General features: G+C 37.2%; 13 protein-coding genes. 3 read left to right on the forward strand and 10 right to left on the reverse strand.

Going from position 1 to position 16,101, the window contains the following annotated elements; translation table 11 throughout:
* Nucleotides 1–7: 7 nt before the first annotated feature.
* Together BUC06_RS18620 and BUC06_RS18625 are read right to left on the reverse strand one after the other, a co-directional pair.
* Nucleotides 8–691 (reverse strand): response regulator transcription factor, encoded by a 684-nt coding sequence (locus BUC06_RS18620; protein WP_073335504.1) that lies wholly within the window; start codon nt 689–691, stop codon nt 8–10.
* A complete protein-coding gene (locus BUC06_RS18625; RefSeq protein WP_073335505.1) occupies nt 681–1,997 on the reverse strand; it encodes a sensor histidine kinase in 1,317 nt (438 codons plus the stop codon). Before BUC06_RS18625 ends, BUC06_RS18620 begins: the two co-directional genes overlap by 11 nt.
* A 139-nt stretch (nt 1,998–2,136) precedes the next feature.
* On the opposite strand from BUC06_RS18625, the gene BUC06_RS18630 reads away from it, so the two are divergent.
* Both BUC06_RS18630 and BUC06_RS18635 read left to right on the forward strand, forming a co-directional pair.
* Nucleotides 2,137–4,509 carry an outer membrane beta-barrel family protein gene (locus BUC06_RS18630; protein ID WP_073335506.1) on the forward strand — a complete coding sequence of 791 codons (2,373 nt, stop codon included), beginning with the start codon at nt 2,137–2,139 and terminating at the stop codon, nt 4,507–4,509.
* A 142-nt stretch (nt 4,510–4,651) separates the two neighbouring features.
* Nucleotides 4,652–6,517 (forward strand): M1 family metallopeptidase, encoded by a 1,866-nt coding sequence (locus BUC06_RS18635; protein WP_073335507.1) that lies wholly within the window; start codon nt 4,652–4,654, stop codon nt 6,515–6,517.
* Nucleotides 6,518–6,577: 60 nt separating this feature from the next.
* Here BUC06_RS18635 and BUC06_RS18640 read toward each other — a convergent pair whose 3' ends face one another.
* From BUC06_RS18640 to clpB, 8 genes are all read right to left on the reverse strand, one after another.
* On the reverse strand, nt 6,578–7,594 hold the full coding sequence (locus BUC06_RS18640) for a zinc metalloprotease (protein ID WP_073335508.1): 1,017 nt from the start codon (nt 7,592–7,594) through the stop codon (nt 6,578–6,580).
* Nucleotides 7,595–7,855: 261 nt separating this feature from the next.
* Nucleotides 7,856–8,497, reverse strand: coding sequence for a response regulator transcription factor (locus BUC06_RS18645; protein WP_073335509.1), 642 nt, complete (start codon nt 8,495–8,497; stop codon nt 7,856–7,858).
* Nucleotides 8,494–9,279 carry a sensor histidine kinase gene (locus BUC06_RS18650; protein WP_073335510.1) on the reverse strand — a complete coding sequence of 262 codons (786 nt, stop codon included), beginning with the start codon at nt 9,277–9,279 and terminating at the stop codon, nt 8,494–8,496. Before BUC06_RS18650 ends, BUC06_RS18645 begins: the two co-directional genes overlap by 4 nt.
* Before the next feature lie 657 nt (nt 9,280–9,936).
* Nucleotides 9,937–10,476 carry a hypothetical protein gene (locus BUC06_RS18660; RefSeq protein WP_073335512.1) on the reverse strand — a complete coding sequence of 180 codons (540 nt, stop codon included), beginning with the start codon at nt 10,474–10,476 and terminating at the stop codon, nt 9,937–9,939.
* 177 nt (nt 10,477–10,653) lie between these two features.
* Nucleotides 10,654–11,655: a zinc metalloprotease gene (locus BUC06_RS18665; RefSeq protein WP_073335513.1), complete on the reverse strand. Its 1,002-nt coding sequence runs from the start codon at nt 11,653–11,655 to the stop codon at nt 10,654–10,656.
* 270 nt (nt 11,656–11,925) lie between these two features.
* Nucleotides 11,926–12,081 carry a hypothetical protein gene (locus BUC06_RS23900; protein ID WP_164466315.1) on the reverse strand — a complete coding sequence of 52 codons (156 nt, stop codon included), beginning with the start codon at nt 12,079–12,081 and terminating at the stop codon, nt 11,926–11,928.
* Nucleotides 12,082–12,097: 16 nt separating this feature from the next.
* A complete protein-coding gene (locus tag BUC06_RS23905) occupies nt 12,098–12,274 on the reverse strand; it encodes a hypothetical protein (protein WP_164466313.1) in 177 nt (58 codons plus the stop codon).
* A gap of 149 nt (nt 12,275–12,423) precedes the next feature.
* A complete protein-coding gene (gene clpB, locus BUC06_RS18675) occupies nt 12,424–15,018 on the reverse strand; it encodes an ATP-dependent chaperone ClpB (protein WP_073335515.1) in 2,595 nt (864 codons plus the stop codon).
* A 471-nt stretch (nt 15,019–15,489) separates the two neighbouring features.
* Between clpB and BUC06_RS18680 the strand changes: the two genes are divergently transcribed.
* Nucleotides 15,490–16,068: a TetR/AcrR family transcriptional regulator gene (locus BUC06_RS18680; protein WP_073335516.1), complete on the forward strand. Its 579-nt coding sequence runs from the start codon at nt 15,490–15,492 to the stop codon at nt 16,066–16,068.
* Nucleotides 16,069–16,101: the final 33 nt, after the last annotated feature.

The raw sequence follows: 16,101 nt of genomic DNA on the forward strand, positions 1-16,101 counted from the left end.
TGAGAGATCAGGTAACGGGAAAATCAACTTCAAATCCAATTCCTCGCAGGGATTGGATTTTTATTGCAGGATCATTGATGAAATATTTTCGGAGCCTGCTGATAAATACGTCAAGGCTTCTTCCTGTAAAATAATCATTCGTTTCCCAGAGAGTATCCAGAATATCATCTCTTTTGATCATCGTCCCATTATGGTGCAGGAGATAAAGCAGAAGTTCCTGTTCTCGGATCGTAAGGCGTATATTTCCTGAATGATGAGAAAGCAACAGTTTTTCGGTATCCAATGAATATTCACCAATTTTTATTTGTGGAGAATAAGCAGGCCGTGTTCTTTTAATAATATTTTTAATCCTTAAAACCAGTTCTTCCGGATCACAGGGTTTGGCAATATAATCGTCCGCTCCGATCTTTAAACCCATCAGGCGGTCTATTTTCTGGTTTTTGGCGGTCAGAAAAAGCAGAGGGAAGTTTTTTTTCTCCTTTAAAATCATTTTTGCTAAAGAAAAACCGTCAATTGAAGGCATCATAATATCCAGAATACCCATGTGAAATGGGAAATCCGTTGGGAGAAGACGGACAATATCTTCAGGGTTCTGAAACCATGAGACTTCAAAATCTTCCAGTTCAAGATACTGCTTCAGGATCAGACCGAAATCCGGGTCATCTTCCGCCAAAAGGATCTTAGTTTTCATAAGGAATCGATATTTTAAATGTGGTTCCGGATTGGAGATAGCTGGAAACGTCTATAGTACCATGATATTTTGTGACGATATTTTTGACGAAATAAAGTCCGAGTCCCAAACCTTTCGTATTATGGATATTATTTGACTGAATCCTGTAAAATTTTTCAAAAATATCAGTGAGTTCACTTTTCTCTATACCACAACCATTATCACTTACTTCTATTTTAAGACATTGAGAAATGGTGGTGATGTGCATTTTCACATAAGAAGCTCCATATTTTACACTGTTCTCGCACAGGTTTTTGATAATGGTTTCCATCAAATTTTTGTCAAAAGGAAGTTCTTCCGAAACCTGGTTGATCAACTCGAAATCGGTTTCAGGATAGGTAAAATCAATATCCTGTACAAAATAATTCCAGTCATCAGGTTGTATAGATTGGGATGTTTCTGGTGTTTCATCTTTATGAATCTGGGACATCAGGTTTTCAAGGCGAGTAATCTGCCGGTCGATAAGGGGCAGGGTTTCCGGATTCCATTCCTTTTTTAACGCTTTCGATGCGATCTTCAAAGTGGCGATCGGGGTTTTGAATTCATGAGAGATGTTATCCACAACGGTGTGGAGAACTTCTACCTGTTTCTGTTGTCTTGCGAGATTTTTAACGGTAAAAATGTAAATCAAAAGGACACTTAAAAGAATTGCAGCACAGCATATCGTAAGAAGGGCAAGCTCTTTAAATATAATTGTTTTGATATTTAAAATTTCAAAACCTGTATTGCTTTTCACTAAAAAGGACTCATTTTTACTCGGTCCGCCGTCTTTAGGAGAAAATTTTGAGGTTGTTTCCCAGGTTCCGGTATTGGAGATCTTTGGTTTGACTACTTTATTGGAAGTCTCGTACAGGACGAGGGGGCATTCAATTAGGGGAGAGCCGTCAGGAAGATAGACTATAGAAGTGTATTCAATTTTTGCCGCAATTTTATAACCTTCTTTTTTAAAACTGTTGTCTACATAGGTGTTTAAGCGCGCTTCATTTTCTTTTTTATTCTTATTAAAGTATTCAAGAAAGTCTTTTTTGCTTATTTTTTTGTCGTGATATTCGATCAGAATTTTCTGGATCGTATCATCTGTTCTGTTTTTTATTCCACCCAGATCTTCCAGCTGATCGGTATAATGAGTGATTTTTTCATGGACGGTCCTGTAGATCTCACGTTCTTTCACCTGATACGTTTTGTACATAAAGTATCCCTGTATTCCCAACAAAAGAAGGAATAGTGCAGCGAAAAGAGCGATGAGGGATTTACTTTTGGACATCATTGAAACAAAGATAAAACTTTAGCCTTTCTCTTTATGGACATTAACCCATCATTAACCTTCCATTAACCGAAATTCTCTTTACAAATAATGAATTTTGAACCGTCAGGCAGAGTAACATCCATGCTTTTCAAAATCAATTATGTATAAAATTTTTCTTTTGCTGCTGTTTCCAATGTTGATGTCTGCTCAGACACAGATCATCAAAGGTTCAGTAGAGGATACTGAGAATGGAAAAGTTCCTTCCGCAGATATTGACGTTTATAATTTAAAAAATGAACTGATCAAAACAGCGAGAACAGATCGTGACGGTCACTTTACTGTAGAAGGAATAGTAGCAGATTCTGTAAAAATAACAGTAAAAAAAACAGACTATGCTCCGTTTGAAAAAAGAATGAATGTAAATAAGGAAAGTGCGCTTTTAAAAATCATTCTTAAGAAAAACACACAGGAAATAGAGGCAGTCGTTATGACCCAACAGAAACCTCTGGTCACCAGAAAAGTAGACCGTCTGGAATTCAATGTAGAAAACAGCAATATTTCTTCTCTCAATGCCTGGGAGATAGTAAAGAAAACGCCAGGTGTGACGATAAACAATGAGGTAATTGCCATTAAAGGAGGGACGGGAATTCTGGTCACGATCAATGATAAAAAAGTAATGCTGACAGGAGACGAGCTTAAGAATTTTCTTGAAAACACGGAGGGTGGCGAAATAAAATCTGTAGAAGTCATCACCAATCCGCCAGCAAAATATGAAGCATCAGGCAGCGCAGTCCTGAATATTGTCATGAAAAAAAATAAGATCGAAGGTTACCGGGGGATTATTTCGTCAAAATATGTTCAGACTCAATATGCAAAAGGGGTTGCAGGAATATCCCAGTATTATAAAAAAGATAAGCTATCCTTGATGGGAAGTTATTACAGAGGCTTTGGAACGTATTATCGGGAAGGAACAGATTATGTAAATTATCAGGGAAGTCAGACCAGGTGGGTAAGTACCATGAACAGGAAAGATAAAAATAAAGCACAGAATACCATTAACTTCAACGCTGAATATGAAATTGATAGCCTCACCAACCTGAGCTTAAATTATTCAGGATACTTCAGTCCGAAATCTTTTGGAACTTACATGGTACCTACCTTAATCTATAACAGTCAGGATATAGCTGAATCCAATTATACAACCATCAATGACCATCAGTCCGGAACGATCAATAATTCATTAAGCTTTCAGCTGGACAGAAAACTTAATAAGAAAAGCAGCCTTTCATGGATCAGTTATTTTACAGGAAACAATGGGGATAAATATCAGAATGTGCTTACTCATCTGAATTTTGCGGGAGAATCACCCAGAGATGATAATTTTTTTACTCAAAATACAACAGATGTTAAGCTCTATTCCACGCAGGCAGATTATCAGTGGAAAAATAAAAACCTGGAGCTTGAATCCGGGGTGAAATATAGTTTTGTAAAAACAATGAGCCGACTGGATTTTTCAGATAACGAAAATGGAAACCTGCAGCTCAGACCTGAAAAAAGCAGTCTGTTTGATTATAAAGAACACAATATGGGCCTTTATTCTTCATTAGCGTACCATCTTGGAAAATGGAATTTTAAAGGAGGGCTTCGTGCAGAAATGACGGATCTGGAAGGTGTGGTTTCTGAACCTTATGAACAAAACAAAAATAAGTATTGGAATCTTTTTCCTACTTTTTACGCTCAGTATTCCACAGAGAACAAACATGAATTTGGATTCTCCTACGGAAAAAGAATCAGCAGGCCATCGTACTCATGGCTGAATCCTGCCAAATCTTACTATAATTTATTCTCTTATTATCAGGGAGACCCAAAGCTGAAAGCGACGATCATTCATAATCTCAATTTTACTTATTCATGGAAAGGCTGGAATCTGGACCTTTATTACAGGAAAGAGATCTATCCATCCATGGAAATTTCATTTCAGGAACCCAGTACCCATAATCTGATCTACTATTTTACCAATATTGAAAAAGGACAGGCTTTTGGAGCAAGTCTTTATAAAAATTTCCAGATCAAACCCTGGTGGACTGTGATCCTTTCTGAGAATCTTGAACACAATGAAAATTATTTCAAAGGAATCGACGGGCTTCTCTATGAAAACAAGGTCTGGAACTGGGGCTCTACTATTTCAACCGGAATTACTTTAAATAAAACCAATGATTGGAAAATGGAAATTGGCCACAAATATTATTCACCTGGGATACAGGGGACTTTCAGAATCTCCGGTGCTTGGTCTGCTTATTTTGTGATGAATCGGAAATTTTTTAATAAGAAGCTGGAAGCTTCCCTTATCTGTAATGATATATTCAGGACTATGGGGCAGAAAGTGAGTACAAAATACGCCAATCAGGATAATTACTTCCTGGATTATGGAGATACCCAAGGATTTACCCTTTCTTTGAAATTCAATTTCGGGAACCAGTCTGTCAAGAATGCTAAAACAATAAAAAAAACAGAGGAGGCTGACAGGCTTTAATCAGGCAACTCCAATCTTCCGATACCTGTTTTCCTTTCAAAGAAATAAAAAACTGATATTCATAAAACATTATTATAAAAGAAATGGCTGGCTGGTGTTACATTTTCGCTAATTTTGATACTTATTTTTAAAAATTAGAGTTATGAAACGATTTCTTTATGCTCTGGTAGTGGTTGTTTCTATGCAGCAAATCGCTGCGCAGGAGCTGTATATGCCGAGAAATATTAAAAAAGCCTTTGAGAAAGGAACCCGTGATATTTCCGGGGCGCCGGGCAAAAATTATTGGCAGAACAAAGGAATTTACAATGTTGAGGTAAAAGTAGATGCTGCAACGAAAACAGTTTCAGGAAAAGAAACGATCGTATACAGCAACAACAGTCCGGACGAACTCCATGAGCTGGCGATCAGATTTGTAAATAATCTTCATAAACCGCAGTCTCCAAGATCTGGGCTGGTATCTAAAGATTTTCTGTCTTCAGGACTTCATATCAGATCGTTTATCGTAAACGGTGAAAAATATGCGATAAACAGTGACGACTGGGGAACTGTAGAAAAAGTAAAACTGAATAAAGCGTTGAAAGCCGGCGCTAAAGCTGAAGTGAAAATAGAGTGGGAGTACCCGCTTTCTGTGCAAAGTGGAAGAGAAGGGCAGATAGATCCTGAGACTTTTTATGTAGCCTATTCTTTCCCCAGAATTTCTGTGTATGATGACTATAATGGCTGGGATATGCTTCCTCACTCAGACAGACAGGAATTTTACAATGATTTCAATGATTATAATTTCACCATCTCTGCTCCGAAGAATTTTGTTGTATGGGCTACCGGGGATTTTCTGAATCCTGATGCCGTACTTCAGCCGGAATATTTGAAAAGATACAAGGCCTCTCTCAAAAGCGATAAGGTAATGCATATTGCCTCTGAGCAGGAAATGAGATCCGGAAAAGTAACGAAGCAGAACAAATGGAATGTCTGGAAATTCAAAGCCAGTCATATTACAGATTTCTGTTTTGCGCTAAGCAATCATTATGTTTGGGATGGGGCAAGTGTTCAGTTAAAAACAAAGAGAGCAAGTGTTCAATCCGCATATAAAACAGGCGCTAAGGATTTTGAACAATATGTAGACTGGATGCGTTATAATCTGGACTGGTTTTCAAAGAAATGGCCGGGTGTGGAATATCCTTATAATGTGATGACCGCTATCCAGGGCTATGCAGATATGGAATATCCAATGATGATCAACGATACCAGCATTCCTGATGATCTTCGTGATGCAAGGCTGACAGCAGATCATGAGATCGCCCATACCTATTTTCCTTTCTATATGGGGATCAATGAAACCCGTTACGCCTTTATGGATGAAGGCTGGGCTACCACCCTTGAATATCTGATCGGAATCGATGAAAACGAGGAAACCGCAGCAAAAGAATTTTATAAGAATTTCCGGGTAAAAAAGTGGATTAAAGATCCCTCTGCTGAACAGGATCAGCCCGTGATTACGATGAGCACACAGGTAAGTGGTGCAGGATACGGAAACAATTCCTATGTAAAAGCATCCCTGTCTTATCTTGCATTGAAAGATTATTTAGGAGATGATCTGTTCAAGAAAGCGCTTCTGCACTATATGGACAACTGGAATGGAAAACATCCGGTACCGTGGGATTATTTTAATTCTATGAATACAGGCTCAGGTAAAAATCTGAACTGGTTCTTTCAAAACTGGTTCTACACGAATAATTATATTGATTTAAAAATAACCGGTGCTTCACAGCTTAACGATCTTCTTACCGTTAATGTGGATAATGTGGGTGGATTTGCCATCCCGTTTGATGCTGTTTTAAATTATGAAGACGGATCTGTTGAAAAACTTCACTTCTCACCCGGCTTATGGGAGAAAAATGAAAAGCATGCAGATCTTACCGTTCCTATTAAAAAGAAAGTAAAATCGGTTACGTTGGATGGAGATCTCTTTATGGATTATACTCCGGATAATAACACAAGAAAATTATAAAAAAGCAAAAAGCCTGAATGAAAATTCAGGCTCTTTTATGTAAAGTTAATTTGGGTGTTATTATCTTAATCCAGCTCTTGGGCCAGCTGCTGCTACTACAGCCTGCATTCTTGTTTTTTGGTTAGCAGAGAACATAAACATTGCTTTGTCGTCTACATAATCCATATAGTTCATAAACATTTGAGAACGGCTTACTCCTCCACAAACTCTGTTTAAAGGATAAGATGGTGTTCCATAGTTAGGGCCAGGAGAAGTAGGAGTATCATTAGAGTAATCTGTCTGACATCCAGCGTTAGATGATCCCCAAAGGTGAGGCAGGTTTAAGTAGTGACCTACTTCGTGTGTAACTGTTCTTCCTAAATTAAATGGAGCTGAAGCACCTGTTTTTCCTATATACTGGTAACCTATTACCAGACCATCATACCATAATCCTGCAGATTCCGGATAGTAGGCATATCCCAGTGTTCCCGGCTGATTGTTCTCATCAAGGATAGAATTAACTACCCAGATATTCATGTTTTTGGTTGGATCAGTAGCATTGATGCCTCCGGTAGTTGATTTTTTCATTTCTTCAAGATCAGATCTCCAGGCGGTTTTTGTGCTTTGCTTACGATTGGTTGCTACCAATTTAAAGCTGATTTTTACATTGCCGGCTGCAGAAGGCTGAAATGCTGCCGGTATTTTATTAATATCAGAATTTGTAGCACCGTAATCAGCATTCAATACGGCGATTTGTTCTGCAATTCTTGCATCAGAAATATTTTGGGAAGTGGTATTATAGATCACATTGAAGACCACTGGAATTTCAACAGTTCCGTCTGCAAGCACTTTACCCATTGACAGATCTCTTAAAAATTTATCAGACTGTAATTCGTTAGCTTCAAATCTGGCTCTTAATGCAGGATCACTTTTGAGGGCCTTCTCTCTAATAAGGTCAGAAGGGCAGGATCTTTTTGATGCCAGCATATTAGGCGTTGTACCTGGGTCCTGTGATGCATCCTCCTGATTGGAAAGAGTATCATTGTTACAGGCAGACATAAAGCTCAGTATAAGAGCTCCGAAAAATAGCTTTTTCATAATATATTGTTAATGGTTTGGTCTCCAAATTTATATTATAAAAAATTAAAAAACAAAACATTTGATAAAATATTTAAATATTTTTCATTCAATGCCTGTTTCTATTGAATATTATGTGTGTTTTAGTTGTTTTAGTTGAATTTTAATCATATCACTAACGTGTGTTTAATTATTTTACTTTTTAATTTGTATTAATTGAAAATTATTAAACAAAAATACTGAATTGATTTATATTTTTAAGTTTAATTTCTTTAAGAATGATTATCCTGCAAAACCGTTCTTAATGGCGAAAACAGCCAGTCCTACGCGTGTTTTGAGATCTAATTTATCACACAATTGGTCCCGGTAGCTTTCTACGGTTCTCGGACTGCAGCACATCCTGTCTGCAATTTCTTTATAGCTCAGCTCAGTGACAGTATATTTCAGAAATTCTCTTTCACGATCCGAAATTCTTACAGCACTTTCTATTTCCTTGTCCTTGTTCAGATTGGAGAATATTATTTTTGAAGCCCATTCAGGATAAAAGAATCCGTCTGAATTTAATTTTATTAATGCTGTTTCAAGATCTTTCGGATGGGTATTTTTTAACAGATATCCTTTTGCACCGTTTTTAATCATTTTGATAACACTGTTGTCGTCACCCTGCATGCTCAGAGCCATTACCTGAATGTTTGGATGGTTTTGGGTAAGCCATGCAGCCGTTTCAAAACCGTCCATGATAGGCATACTGATATCCAGTAAAATGATATCCGGGATTTTTTCGTTATTGTTAAACTTATCAATCAGGTCTTTGCCGTTTTCACATACATAAATCACTTCAAATTCATTAAAATTATCAATGATTCCTTCTAGTGCTTTAGCGATAAGAACATGGTCGTCAACGATTACTATTGTTTTTTTCATGGCTGTTTTTTTAATATAATATGAAGGCTGGTTCCGGTGTTTTCCCGGCTTTCAAAAGTAAAATCGGCTCCTATAATAGCCGCTCTGTTTTTCATATTCGTCAGGCCGATGCCGCTAGATTTTATTTTGCTATTGTCGAATCCGATGCCGTCATCCCTCAGATGAAGTTCCCATAATACCTCTTCAGAAGTACTCAGGTTGATAAAAATATTTTTGCAATGAGCATGTTTAATGCTGTTCTGAATAAATTCCTGCGTAATTCTTAGCAGTACATTTTTATGGGCAAATCCCAGGTCAAGCTGATTAAAATTATGCTCAAAAGTAACCTTACATCTTTTAAAAGTATTGGTGTTATCTACTTCCTCCTGAATCAAAGTTACAATTTCCTTTTGGGTTATATTGTCGTCTGTCAGTGTTTTGGAGAGACTTCTCAGATCCTGCAATGACTGATTGATAATTTGGGATACCTGATCGATTCTTTCACTTACTTCAGGGACTCTATTTTCGTAGAGAAGCTGCTGGGTGTAAAGGCTTACCAAAGTCAGTTTCTGGCCAATATTGTCATGGAGTTCACGCCCGATCTGCTGCATCGTGGCCTGTTGAATTTCCAGTTGGGTAGCCAGAAGTTCCCTTTTGTGGATTTCGTTTTTTACTTCAATTTCATTCATATACTCTCTCTTCCTCTGTTTGTACTTTCGTATGTAAACCATTACGGCAGCTACAAACAGAACAAAGAAGATATTGAATAGAATGATGGTTATTATGAGCTCCGTTTTCCCCATATGAATGAAATTGAAAATAAAAGATACATTGTAATTCCGGATATCAGAAAATAATTAAAATACATATCCCATAGTTCCTTATACTTGGCCAGCAAACTAAAAAATGTCCAAAAAGGAAGTGTCCCTATATAAAATAGCGTGACACCTAAATTAATGTAAAACATTTTATTCTTACTGAAGTTTAAAATCTCAGCAGAATTAATCTGTTTGTAATATTCCATAATCACAAGCACCATCAGCATAAGACATCCAAATGTATAATTGAAAGAAAAGATTATTTTTTTTGTAGTAAAAAATACTTCACTTGGTAAAAATGATAATAAATATAAGCCTGACAAAGTATAGAAAAGTTTCGGCTTTCCTAGGGACTTTGCAGCATATAACCAGTAAAAGAAAAGAAACTCAATTGGGATTACGAAATAATTAAAAAATTTTGGTTTATCATATGCTATGAGTTGATGTCCCCATTTTCCCATTACTTCACATAGGAACATAAGAATAAGATAAAAAGAGAAATACTTCCAATACCCATCATTATTACCACGTTTATAGTAAATGATCGATATGATAGCAGCGAGTCCTTCTATCCAGATCAGAGACTCCTGAAGTATCTTCTGAAAATCAGTCATATGGGTTGTAAAATAAAAAAATTACGAATTAAGGGAATTGTTCAATTTTTGTGTCGTGTGGTGGAGATAACGTTCCGTGGTTTTCAGCAATTGTATCGGTAGGTAATGCTGGACCTTTTCTTTCAGCCATAGCCAGTGTTGAATCCGAATTTGAAGGACAGAAATCATAGTCAAGAATAGCTCCCGTTTCATCTTCTTTTTTCAAGGTAGGAATCATCACCAGGGTATGTCTTTCCGCATATTCTTTTTCTACTGGATGCCCCTCCATTATTGCCCAGTCGTCCGCTTTTGGATAGGCAGCATAATAAAATCTGATGCCTAAATCCTCTTCAGAAATAGTAGGATTTACTTTTGCTGCTTCATTTTCTATACATGAAATGAATTTTTTAAGTTTTGGAAGGTCAAACCATATCGCATGCGAATCAGTAATCCCCATTTCCTTATTTACCGCCTGCATCTGGTTGTTTCTGTAATTAGAGATCAACTTCTTAACAAGCTCTGAAGCAATGGTGTTTGTACTTGAAGCGGATTCAAGGCTTCCCGCTTCTGAAGTAGATTTTGGTTTCATAACGTTAGTTTTATAAAAGAATATTAGTTAGTAGCGCAAATTTCGTGAAAATTTTATGTTATACCGATGTGTTTTTTCCTGTTTATTTTTCAGGGTTTTTACGGATTGTAAATTACACTATAAAACAATAAGGTCCCCAAATTATTTGGAGACCTTATGTATGGACTGTAATTAGATTTACAATATTCTTAATCCGGCTCTTGGACCGTTAGCTGAAATGGCAGCCTGCATTCTGTCGTTTTGTTTTTTTGTGAACATGAATAAGGTAGTTTCATCAGAATAATCCATGTAGTTCATGAACATAGTGGAACGGGATACGCCTCCGCATGTTTCCATTTTAGGATAAGAAGGTACGCCTCTGTGGTTGGTGATCTGTTGTGGAGTATCGTCTACAAGGTCATTTCCACAGTTAGCATCACCCCAGATATGTCTAAGGTTAAGGTAGTGTCCTACTTCGTGTACCGTTACTCTTCCTTTATTGTGTGTAGCAACTGGCCCGCCTTCACCTACATATTCGTCCATCATCACAACTCCGTCATTCCAAAGGCCTGCAGATTCAGGGAAAGTAGCATATCCAAGTACGTATCCGGTTTGGTATGGCATATAGTTTACTACCCAGATGTTCAGGTATTTAGAAGGGTCAGTAGCATTGATTCCTCCTGTTGAGGTCTTTTTCATATTATCATTAGGAGCCCAGTTGGAGGTAGTCGTAGATTTTCTGTTGATCTGAGCCAGTCTGAATTTGATCTTTGTATCTCCGGCATTCACAGGCTGGAATGCAGCAGGAATATTGGAAACATTAGCATGGGTTGAAGCAAAAGCTTTGTTCAGAACATCAATCTGCGAGTTGATTCTTGCATCAGATACATTATTCGTTGAATTGGTGTATAGGACATTGAAAATAACCGGGATTTCCACGCTGCCGTCAGGCAGTACTTTGCCCACTTTCTTTTGCTCAATATAATCTGCGGTGTTGTTTTCGATCTGAAACATGCGCTGTGCTGCATCAGGGTTTTCTGAAAGAAATTTTTGTCGTACCAGATCTGAGCCGCAAATAGCTGCTGTTTTATCTGCCATGGCAGGCTGATCCGGAGTTGTGTTTTCGGAGCCGAGATTTTCGGATTCGTTGTTACATGATACAAAAAGAGTAATCAATACTCCTAATACTGCTTTTTTCATAAAATTATTGTTTTGTGGTTTAAATGTATCACAAATGTATGAAAAATATGTATTATTTGATTTTTATTCTTCTTTTAGGTGTATTTTGCTGCGAATATGATATTTTGTATATGTTTAAATTATTCATTAAAATATTTATTTTACAGAAATATTTTAATAATTTCATTGATATTTTAATAGGCAGGTTATTTTCTTTTGAGTTTAGCCGGAAAATTAAAAATAGGATTAAAGAGCAAAAAAAACCAGAGAAAAAATCTCCGGTCAGTTATTTTAAATACAAGGGTATCTTCTCCAGTCCCTGCAGATGTATCCTGTCGAACAGCAAAGGCCGGTAGGGCAGGTCATATCAACCGAGCAGTCAATTTCTGAAAGTGGATTAATGCCACCGTTGATTTTCTTTAAATCATTTCTTTTTAACTTTTTCATATGATGATTTTAAGGGTTAATCAATAAGTCCAGGACGACATTCAAGTTGTCCGCAATTGATGTTGATTTGTGAACATTGTTCTGTTGCACAAGTTCCGCTGGTAGAGCCATCAGGGTAAATTAATATATTGCATCGGCAGTCAATTTTTCCTCCCAAAATGGTTTTTAGTGAGCTTCTTTTTAGCTTTTTCATACTGATTTTGTTTTAGTTATTAATTTGTTTGGTGCTATAAATATACAAATATATCACCAGTTATTGATAAGATTTGCAATAAAAAAATAAGTGATGCAGATTGGGCTGCACCACTTACTTACAAAAATAATATAGATGAAAAAAACTCCTTATTGATCAGTCGGTCTGAATACCAAACCGGTCTCTTCGAAATAATCTAAAGTGATTCGGTCTCCTTCATTAACGGTTCCTGCAAGAAGCTCTCTTGACAATTTATTTAAAACTTCCTGTTGGATCACTCTTTTCAGAGGTCTTGCTCCAAAAGAAGGGTCATATCCTTTATTCATCAGATAATCCACAGCATCCTGAGTGGCGGTCATGATAATATTGCGTTTGCCTAACATATCATTATACCCTCTCAACTGGTACTGAACAATTTTTCCGATTTCTTTTTTGTTCAGAGGTTGGAACAGGACTACCTCATCAATTCTGTTCAGGAATTCAGGACGTAAGGTCTGTTTCAGAAGATCAAAAACTTCATCCTTGGTTTTGCTGACGATTTCGTCTTGATTTTCCTCTGTAATATGTTCAAAATTCTCCTGGATCAGGTGTGAACCTAAATTCGAAGTCATTATAATGATTGAATTCTTAAAATTCACCACACGCCCTTTATTATCAGTCAGACGTCCGTCATCTAAAACTTGTAATAAAGTGTTGAAAACATCCGGATGCGCTTTCTCAATTTCATCCAGAAGCACTACAGAATAAGGTCTTCTACGTACCGCTTCCGTCAGTTGTCCGCCTTCATCATATCCCACATATCCCGGAGGAGCTCCTACCAATCTCGAAACACTGTGTCTCTCCTGATACTCACTCATATCGATTCTTGTCATATTATTCTCATCATCGAATAGGTATTCTGCCAAAGCTTTAGCCAGCTCAGTTTTACCTACACCCGTTGTTCCTAAGAATAAGAAAGATCCGATAGGTTTTTTATCATCACTCAATCCAGCTCTGTTTCTCCTGATGGCATCTGCCACCGCTCCGATAGCTTCATCCTGTCCTACCACACGATGGTGAAGTTCACCCTCAAGATTCAATAATTTTTCTCTTTCAGACTGAATAAGCTTCGTCACGGGAATGCCCGTCCATTTCGCAATCACTTCAGAAATATTCTCAGAAGTAACTTCCTCCTTAATCAATTCATTCTGATGGTTTTGCATCTCCAGTTCAAGTTTTTGCAAAGCATCTTCTTTTTCCTTTATTTTTCCGTACTGAATTTCTGCTACTTTCGCATAATCTCCTGCTCTTGATGCTTTTTCTGCTTCCAGTTTCAAAGATTCAATATCTTTTTTGATCTGCGTTAAATCCTCAGATTTTTGTTTTTCCTTCAGCCATTTAGCATTGATCTCATTTCTTTCCTCAGAAATTTTTGAAATATCTTCTTTCAAATGATCAATCTTGGTCTGGTTGCCTTCTCTCGAAATGGCGGCCAATTCAATTTCCAGCTGCATCAGCCTTCTGTCCAGAACATCAAGCTCCTCAGGTTTTGAATTGATCTCCATTCTCAGTTTGGCAGAAGCTTCATCAATAAGGTCAATCGCTTTATCCGGTAAAAAACGGTCTGAAATATATCTCTGAGACATTTCCACTGCAGCAATGATCGCCTCATCTTTGATTCGTACCTTGTGGTGAGCTTCATATTTATCTTTGATACCGCGAAGAATCGAAATCGCAGATTCCGTATCCGGTTCTTCCACCATGACTTTCTGGAAACGTCTTTCCAATGCCTTGTCTTTTTCGAAATACTTTTGGTATTCATTTAAAGTAGTGGCACCAATCGCTCTTAATTCACCTCTTGCTAAAGCCGGTTTAAGAATATTCGCAGCATCCATGGCTCCCTCGCCACCTCCGGCTCCTACCAGAGTATGAATCTCATCAATGAAAAGGATAATTTGTCCCTCCGATTTGATGACTTCATTCACCACAGATTTCAGACGCTCCTCAAATTCACCTTTGTATTTTGCTCCGGCAATTAAAGCCCCCATATCTAATGAGTATAATGTTTTGTCCATCAGATTTTCCGGAATATCTCCCGAAATAATTCTGTGGGCAATTCCCTCCGCAATCGCTGTTTTACCTACACCGGGTTCTCCGATAAGGATGGGATTGTTTTTAGTTCTTCTCGAAAGAATCTGAAGCACCCTTCTTATTTCCTCATCTCGCCCGATGACAGGATCCAGTTTTCCCTCTGCTGCTAATTCATTGAAATTTTTAGCATATTTATTCAGGGATTGATAAGTCTCTTCTGAACTCGCAGAAGTAGCTTTGCTTCCTTTTCTTAATTCTTTAATTGCTCCTTCCAAAAGACTTTTAGTAACGCCCATGTCTTTAAGCATCTTGGATGCCTCCGAACTGGTCTCCAGTAATGAAAGCCATAAATGCTCAATCGTTACATATTCATCGCCCATTTTTTTAGCAATATTCGGGGCGTCCAGCAAAACTTTGTTCGCTGATTGTGAAAGATAAATATTGCCTCCCTCTACTTTTGGAAGTTTCTCAATATTTTCGCGGTTGCGCTCTCTTACCAAATTGGCATCTGCTTCAGATTTTTTTAATAAGAAAGGCGAAATATTTTCATCTACCTGAAAAATACCTTCAAGTATATGTTGTGGCTCGATACTCTGATTACCAAATTCCATAGCAGTCTGCTGAGCTGCCTGAATGGCTTCTTGTGATTTTACAGTATATTGGTTTAAGTTCATATTTTTTATGTTTTTTGTAATACTTTGTTTTTGGTTTGCTTTTTAAAAAGACATCAAGAAACTAAATTGTAAGGCCCAGTTTCTTAATGCCATCATTATTTAATCATTTAATCGATGGTATTACCGCAAAAACTGTTCAATTATTAAATTTACAAAAAAAATGGACAAAATTTCCGAAATATCTATTTTTAACGTTATATTAACTTGACAAAATTTCCGATTCCTTGATATTTACCTTCAAATAATGGAAAAACCGTCAGTGTAAGAAAAAATCCAGGATTGAAAGAAGTAGGAATTAAGGTGTTTCCAGACTTCTTTATATCAACTTAACCGGAAATTCCCCTCCGCCTGAGGGGTGGCAAATCGAAGATTTGACGGGGGTGCTCAGACAAAACTCCCGCTTCCGTGTTTAAAATCATCAGGTTAAATTGACTTATTAACCTCAGAATAATTACTTTTGCATTTTACCAGATGGAGCTTAAAGAAAAACAAAGGAAAATTTTAGACGTAGCAGTAGAGCTTTTCAAAGAGAAAGGATATATGGGCAGCTCAGTACGAGATCTGGCCACAAAGCTTAATATCAAAGCTGCATCACTGTATGCTCACATCCGTTCTAAGGAAGAAATCCTGGAATGGATCTGTTTTGGAATTGCCCGCGAATTTTTTGACGAACTTCAGGAAGTGAAAAATACAGATCTGCCTCCAAAGGATAAATTGAATTTATTTCTGGATAAACACTTATCCGTGGTTCTTCAAAACAGGGATGTTACCCATATTTATTCTAATGAATGGAGACACCTTGAAGAAAGGCTTCCTGAATTTATAGAACTAAGAAAAAATTATCAGGATGAAGTAGAGCAACTCATTTCTGAAATCTACAAAGCCCAGAACTGGGAACTTCAGTCACCAACATTTACCACAAGATTCATTCTTCATACCCTTAATAATTCCTATTTCTGGTTCAAAAGAAATACAGAATCTACCACCGAAATTACCGATGAGATAAGAGCAAAGCTTCTTTACGGTTTATTAGGAAATCAGAAACAATAATTTTTACCACAGAAAGAACAAAAGTTTTTAAAT

The organism is Chryseobacterium carnipullorum (assembly GCF_900142785.1).
GTDB classification, from domain to species: Bacteria; Bacteroidota; Bacteroidia; order Flavobacteriales; family Weeksellaceae; genus Chryseobacterium; species Chryseobacterium carnipullorum.

What these genes read in the sequence shown, in the direction of transcription:
- BUC06_RS18620 (WP_073335504.1), bottom strand. Translation starts at nt 691, where the DNA reads ATGAAAACTAAGATCCTTTTGGCGGAAGATGACCCGGATTTCGGTCTG.
- BUC06_RS18625 (WP_073335505.1), bottom strand. Translation starts at nt 1,997, where the DNA reads ATGATGTCCAAAAGTAAATCCCTCATCGCTCTTTTCGCTGCACTATTC.
- BUC06_RS18630 (WP_073335506.1), top strand. Translation starts at nt 2,137, where the DNA reads ATGTATAAAATTTTTCTTTTGCTGCTGTTTCCAATGTTGATGTCTGCT.
- BUC06_RS18635 (WP_073335507.1), top strand. Translation starts at nt 4,652, where the DNA reads ATGAAACGATTTCTTTATGCTCTGGTAGTGGTTGTTTCTATGCAGCAA.
- BUC06_RS18640 (WP_073335508.1), bottom strand. Translation starts at nt 7,594, where the DNA reads ATGAAAAAGCTATTTTTCGGAGCTCTTATACTGAGCTTTATGTCTGCC.
- BUC06_RS18645 (WP_073335509.1), bottom strand. Translation starts at nt 8,497, where the DNA reads ATGAAAAAAACAATAGTAATCGTTGACGACCATGTTCTTATCGCTAAA.
- BUC06_RS18650 (WP_073335510.1), bottom strand. Translation starts at nt 9,279, where the DNA reads ATGGGGAAAACGGAGCTCATAATAACCATCATTCTATTCAATATCTTC.
- BUC06_RS18660 (WP_073335512.1), bottom strand. Translation starts at nt 10,476, where the DNA reads ATGAAACCAAAATCTACTTCAGAAGCGGGAAGCCTTGAATCCGCTTCA.
- BUC06_RS18665 (WP_073335513.1), bottom strand. Translation starts at nt 11,655, where the DNA reads ATGAAAAAAGCAGTATTAGGAGTATTGATTACTCTTTTTGTATCATGT.
- BUC06_RS23900 (WP_164466315.1), bottom strand. Translation starts at nt 12,081, where the DNA reads ATGAAAAAGTTAAAAAGAAATGATTTAAAGAAAATCAACGGTGGCATT.
- BUC06_RS23905 (WP_164466313.1), bottom strand. Translation starts at nt 12,274, where the DNA reads ATGAAAAAGCTAAAAAGAAGCTCACTAAAAACCATTTTGGGAGGAAAA.
- clpB (WP_073335515.1), bottom strand. Translation starts at nt 15,018, where the DNA reads ATGAACTTAAACCAATATACTGTAAAATCACAAGAAGCCATTCAGGCA.
- BUC06_RS18680 (WP_073335516.1), top strand. Translation starts at nt 15,490, where the DNA reads ATGGAGCTTAAAGAAAAACAAAGGAAAATTTTAGACGTAGCAGTAGAG.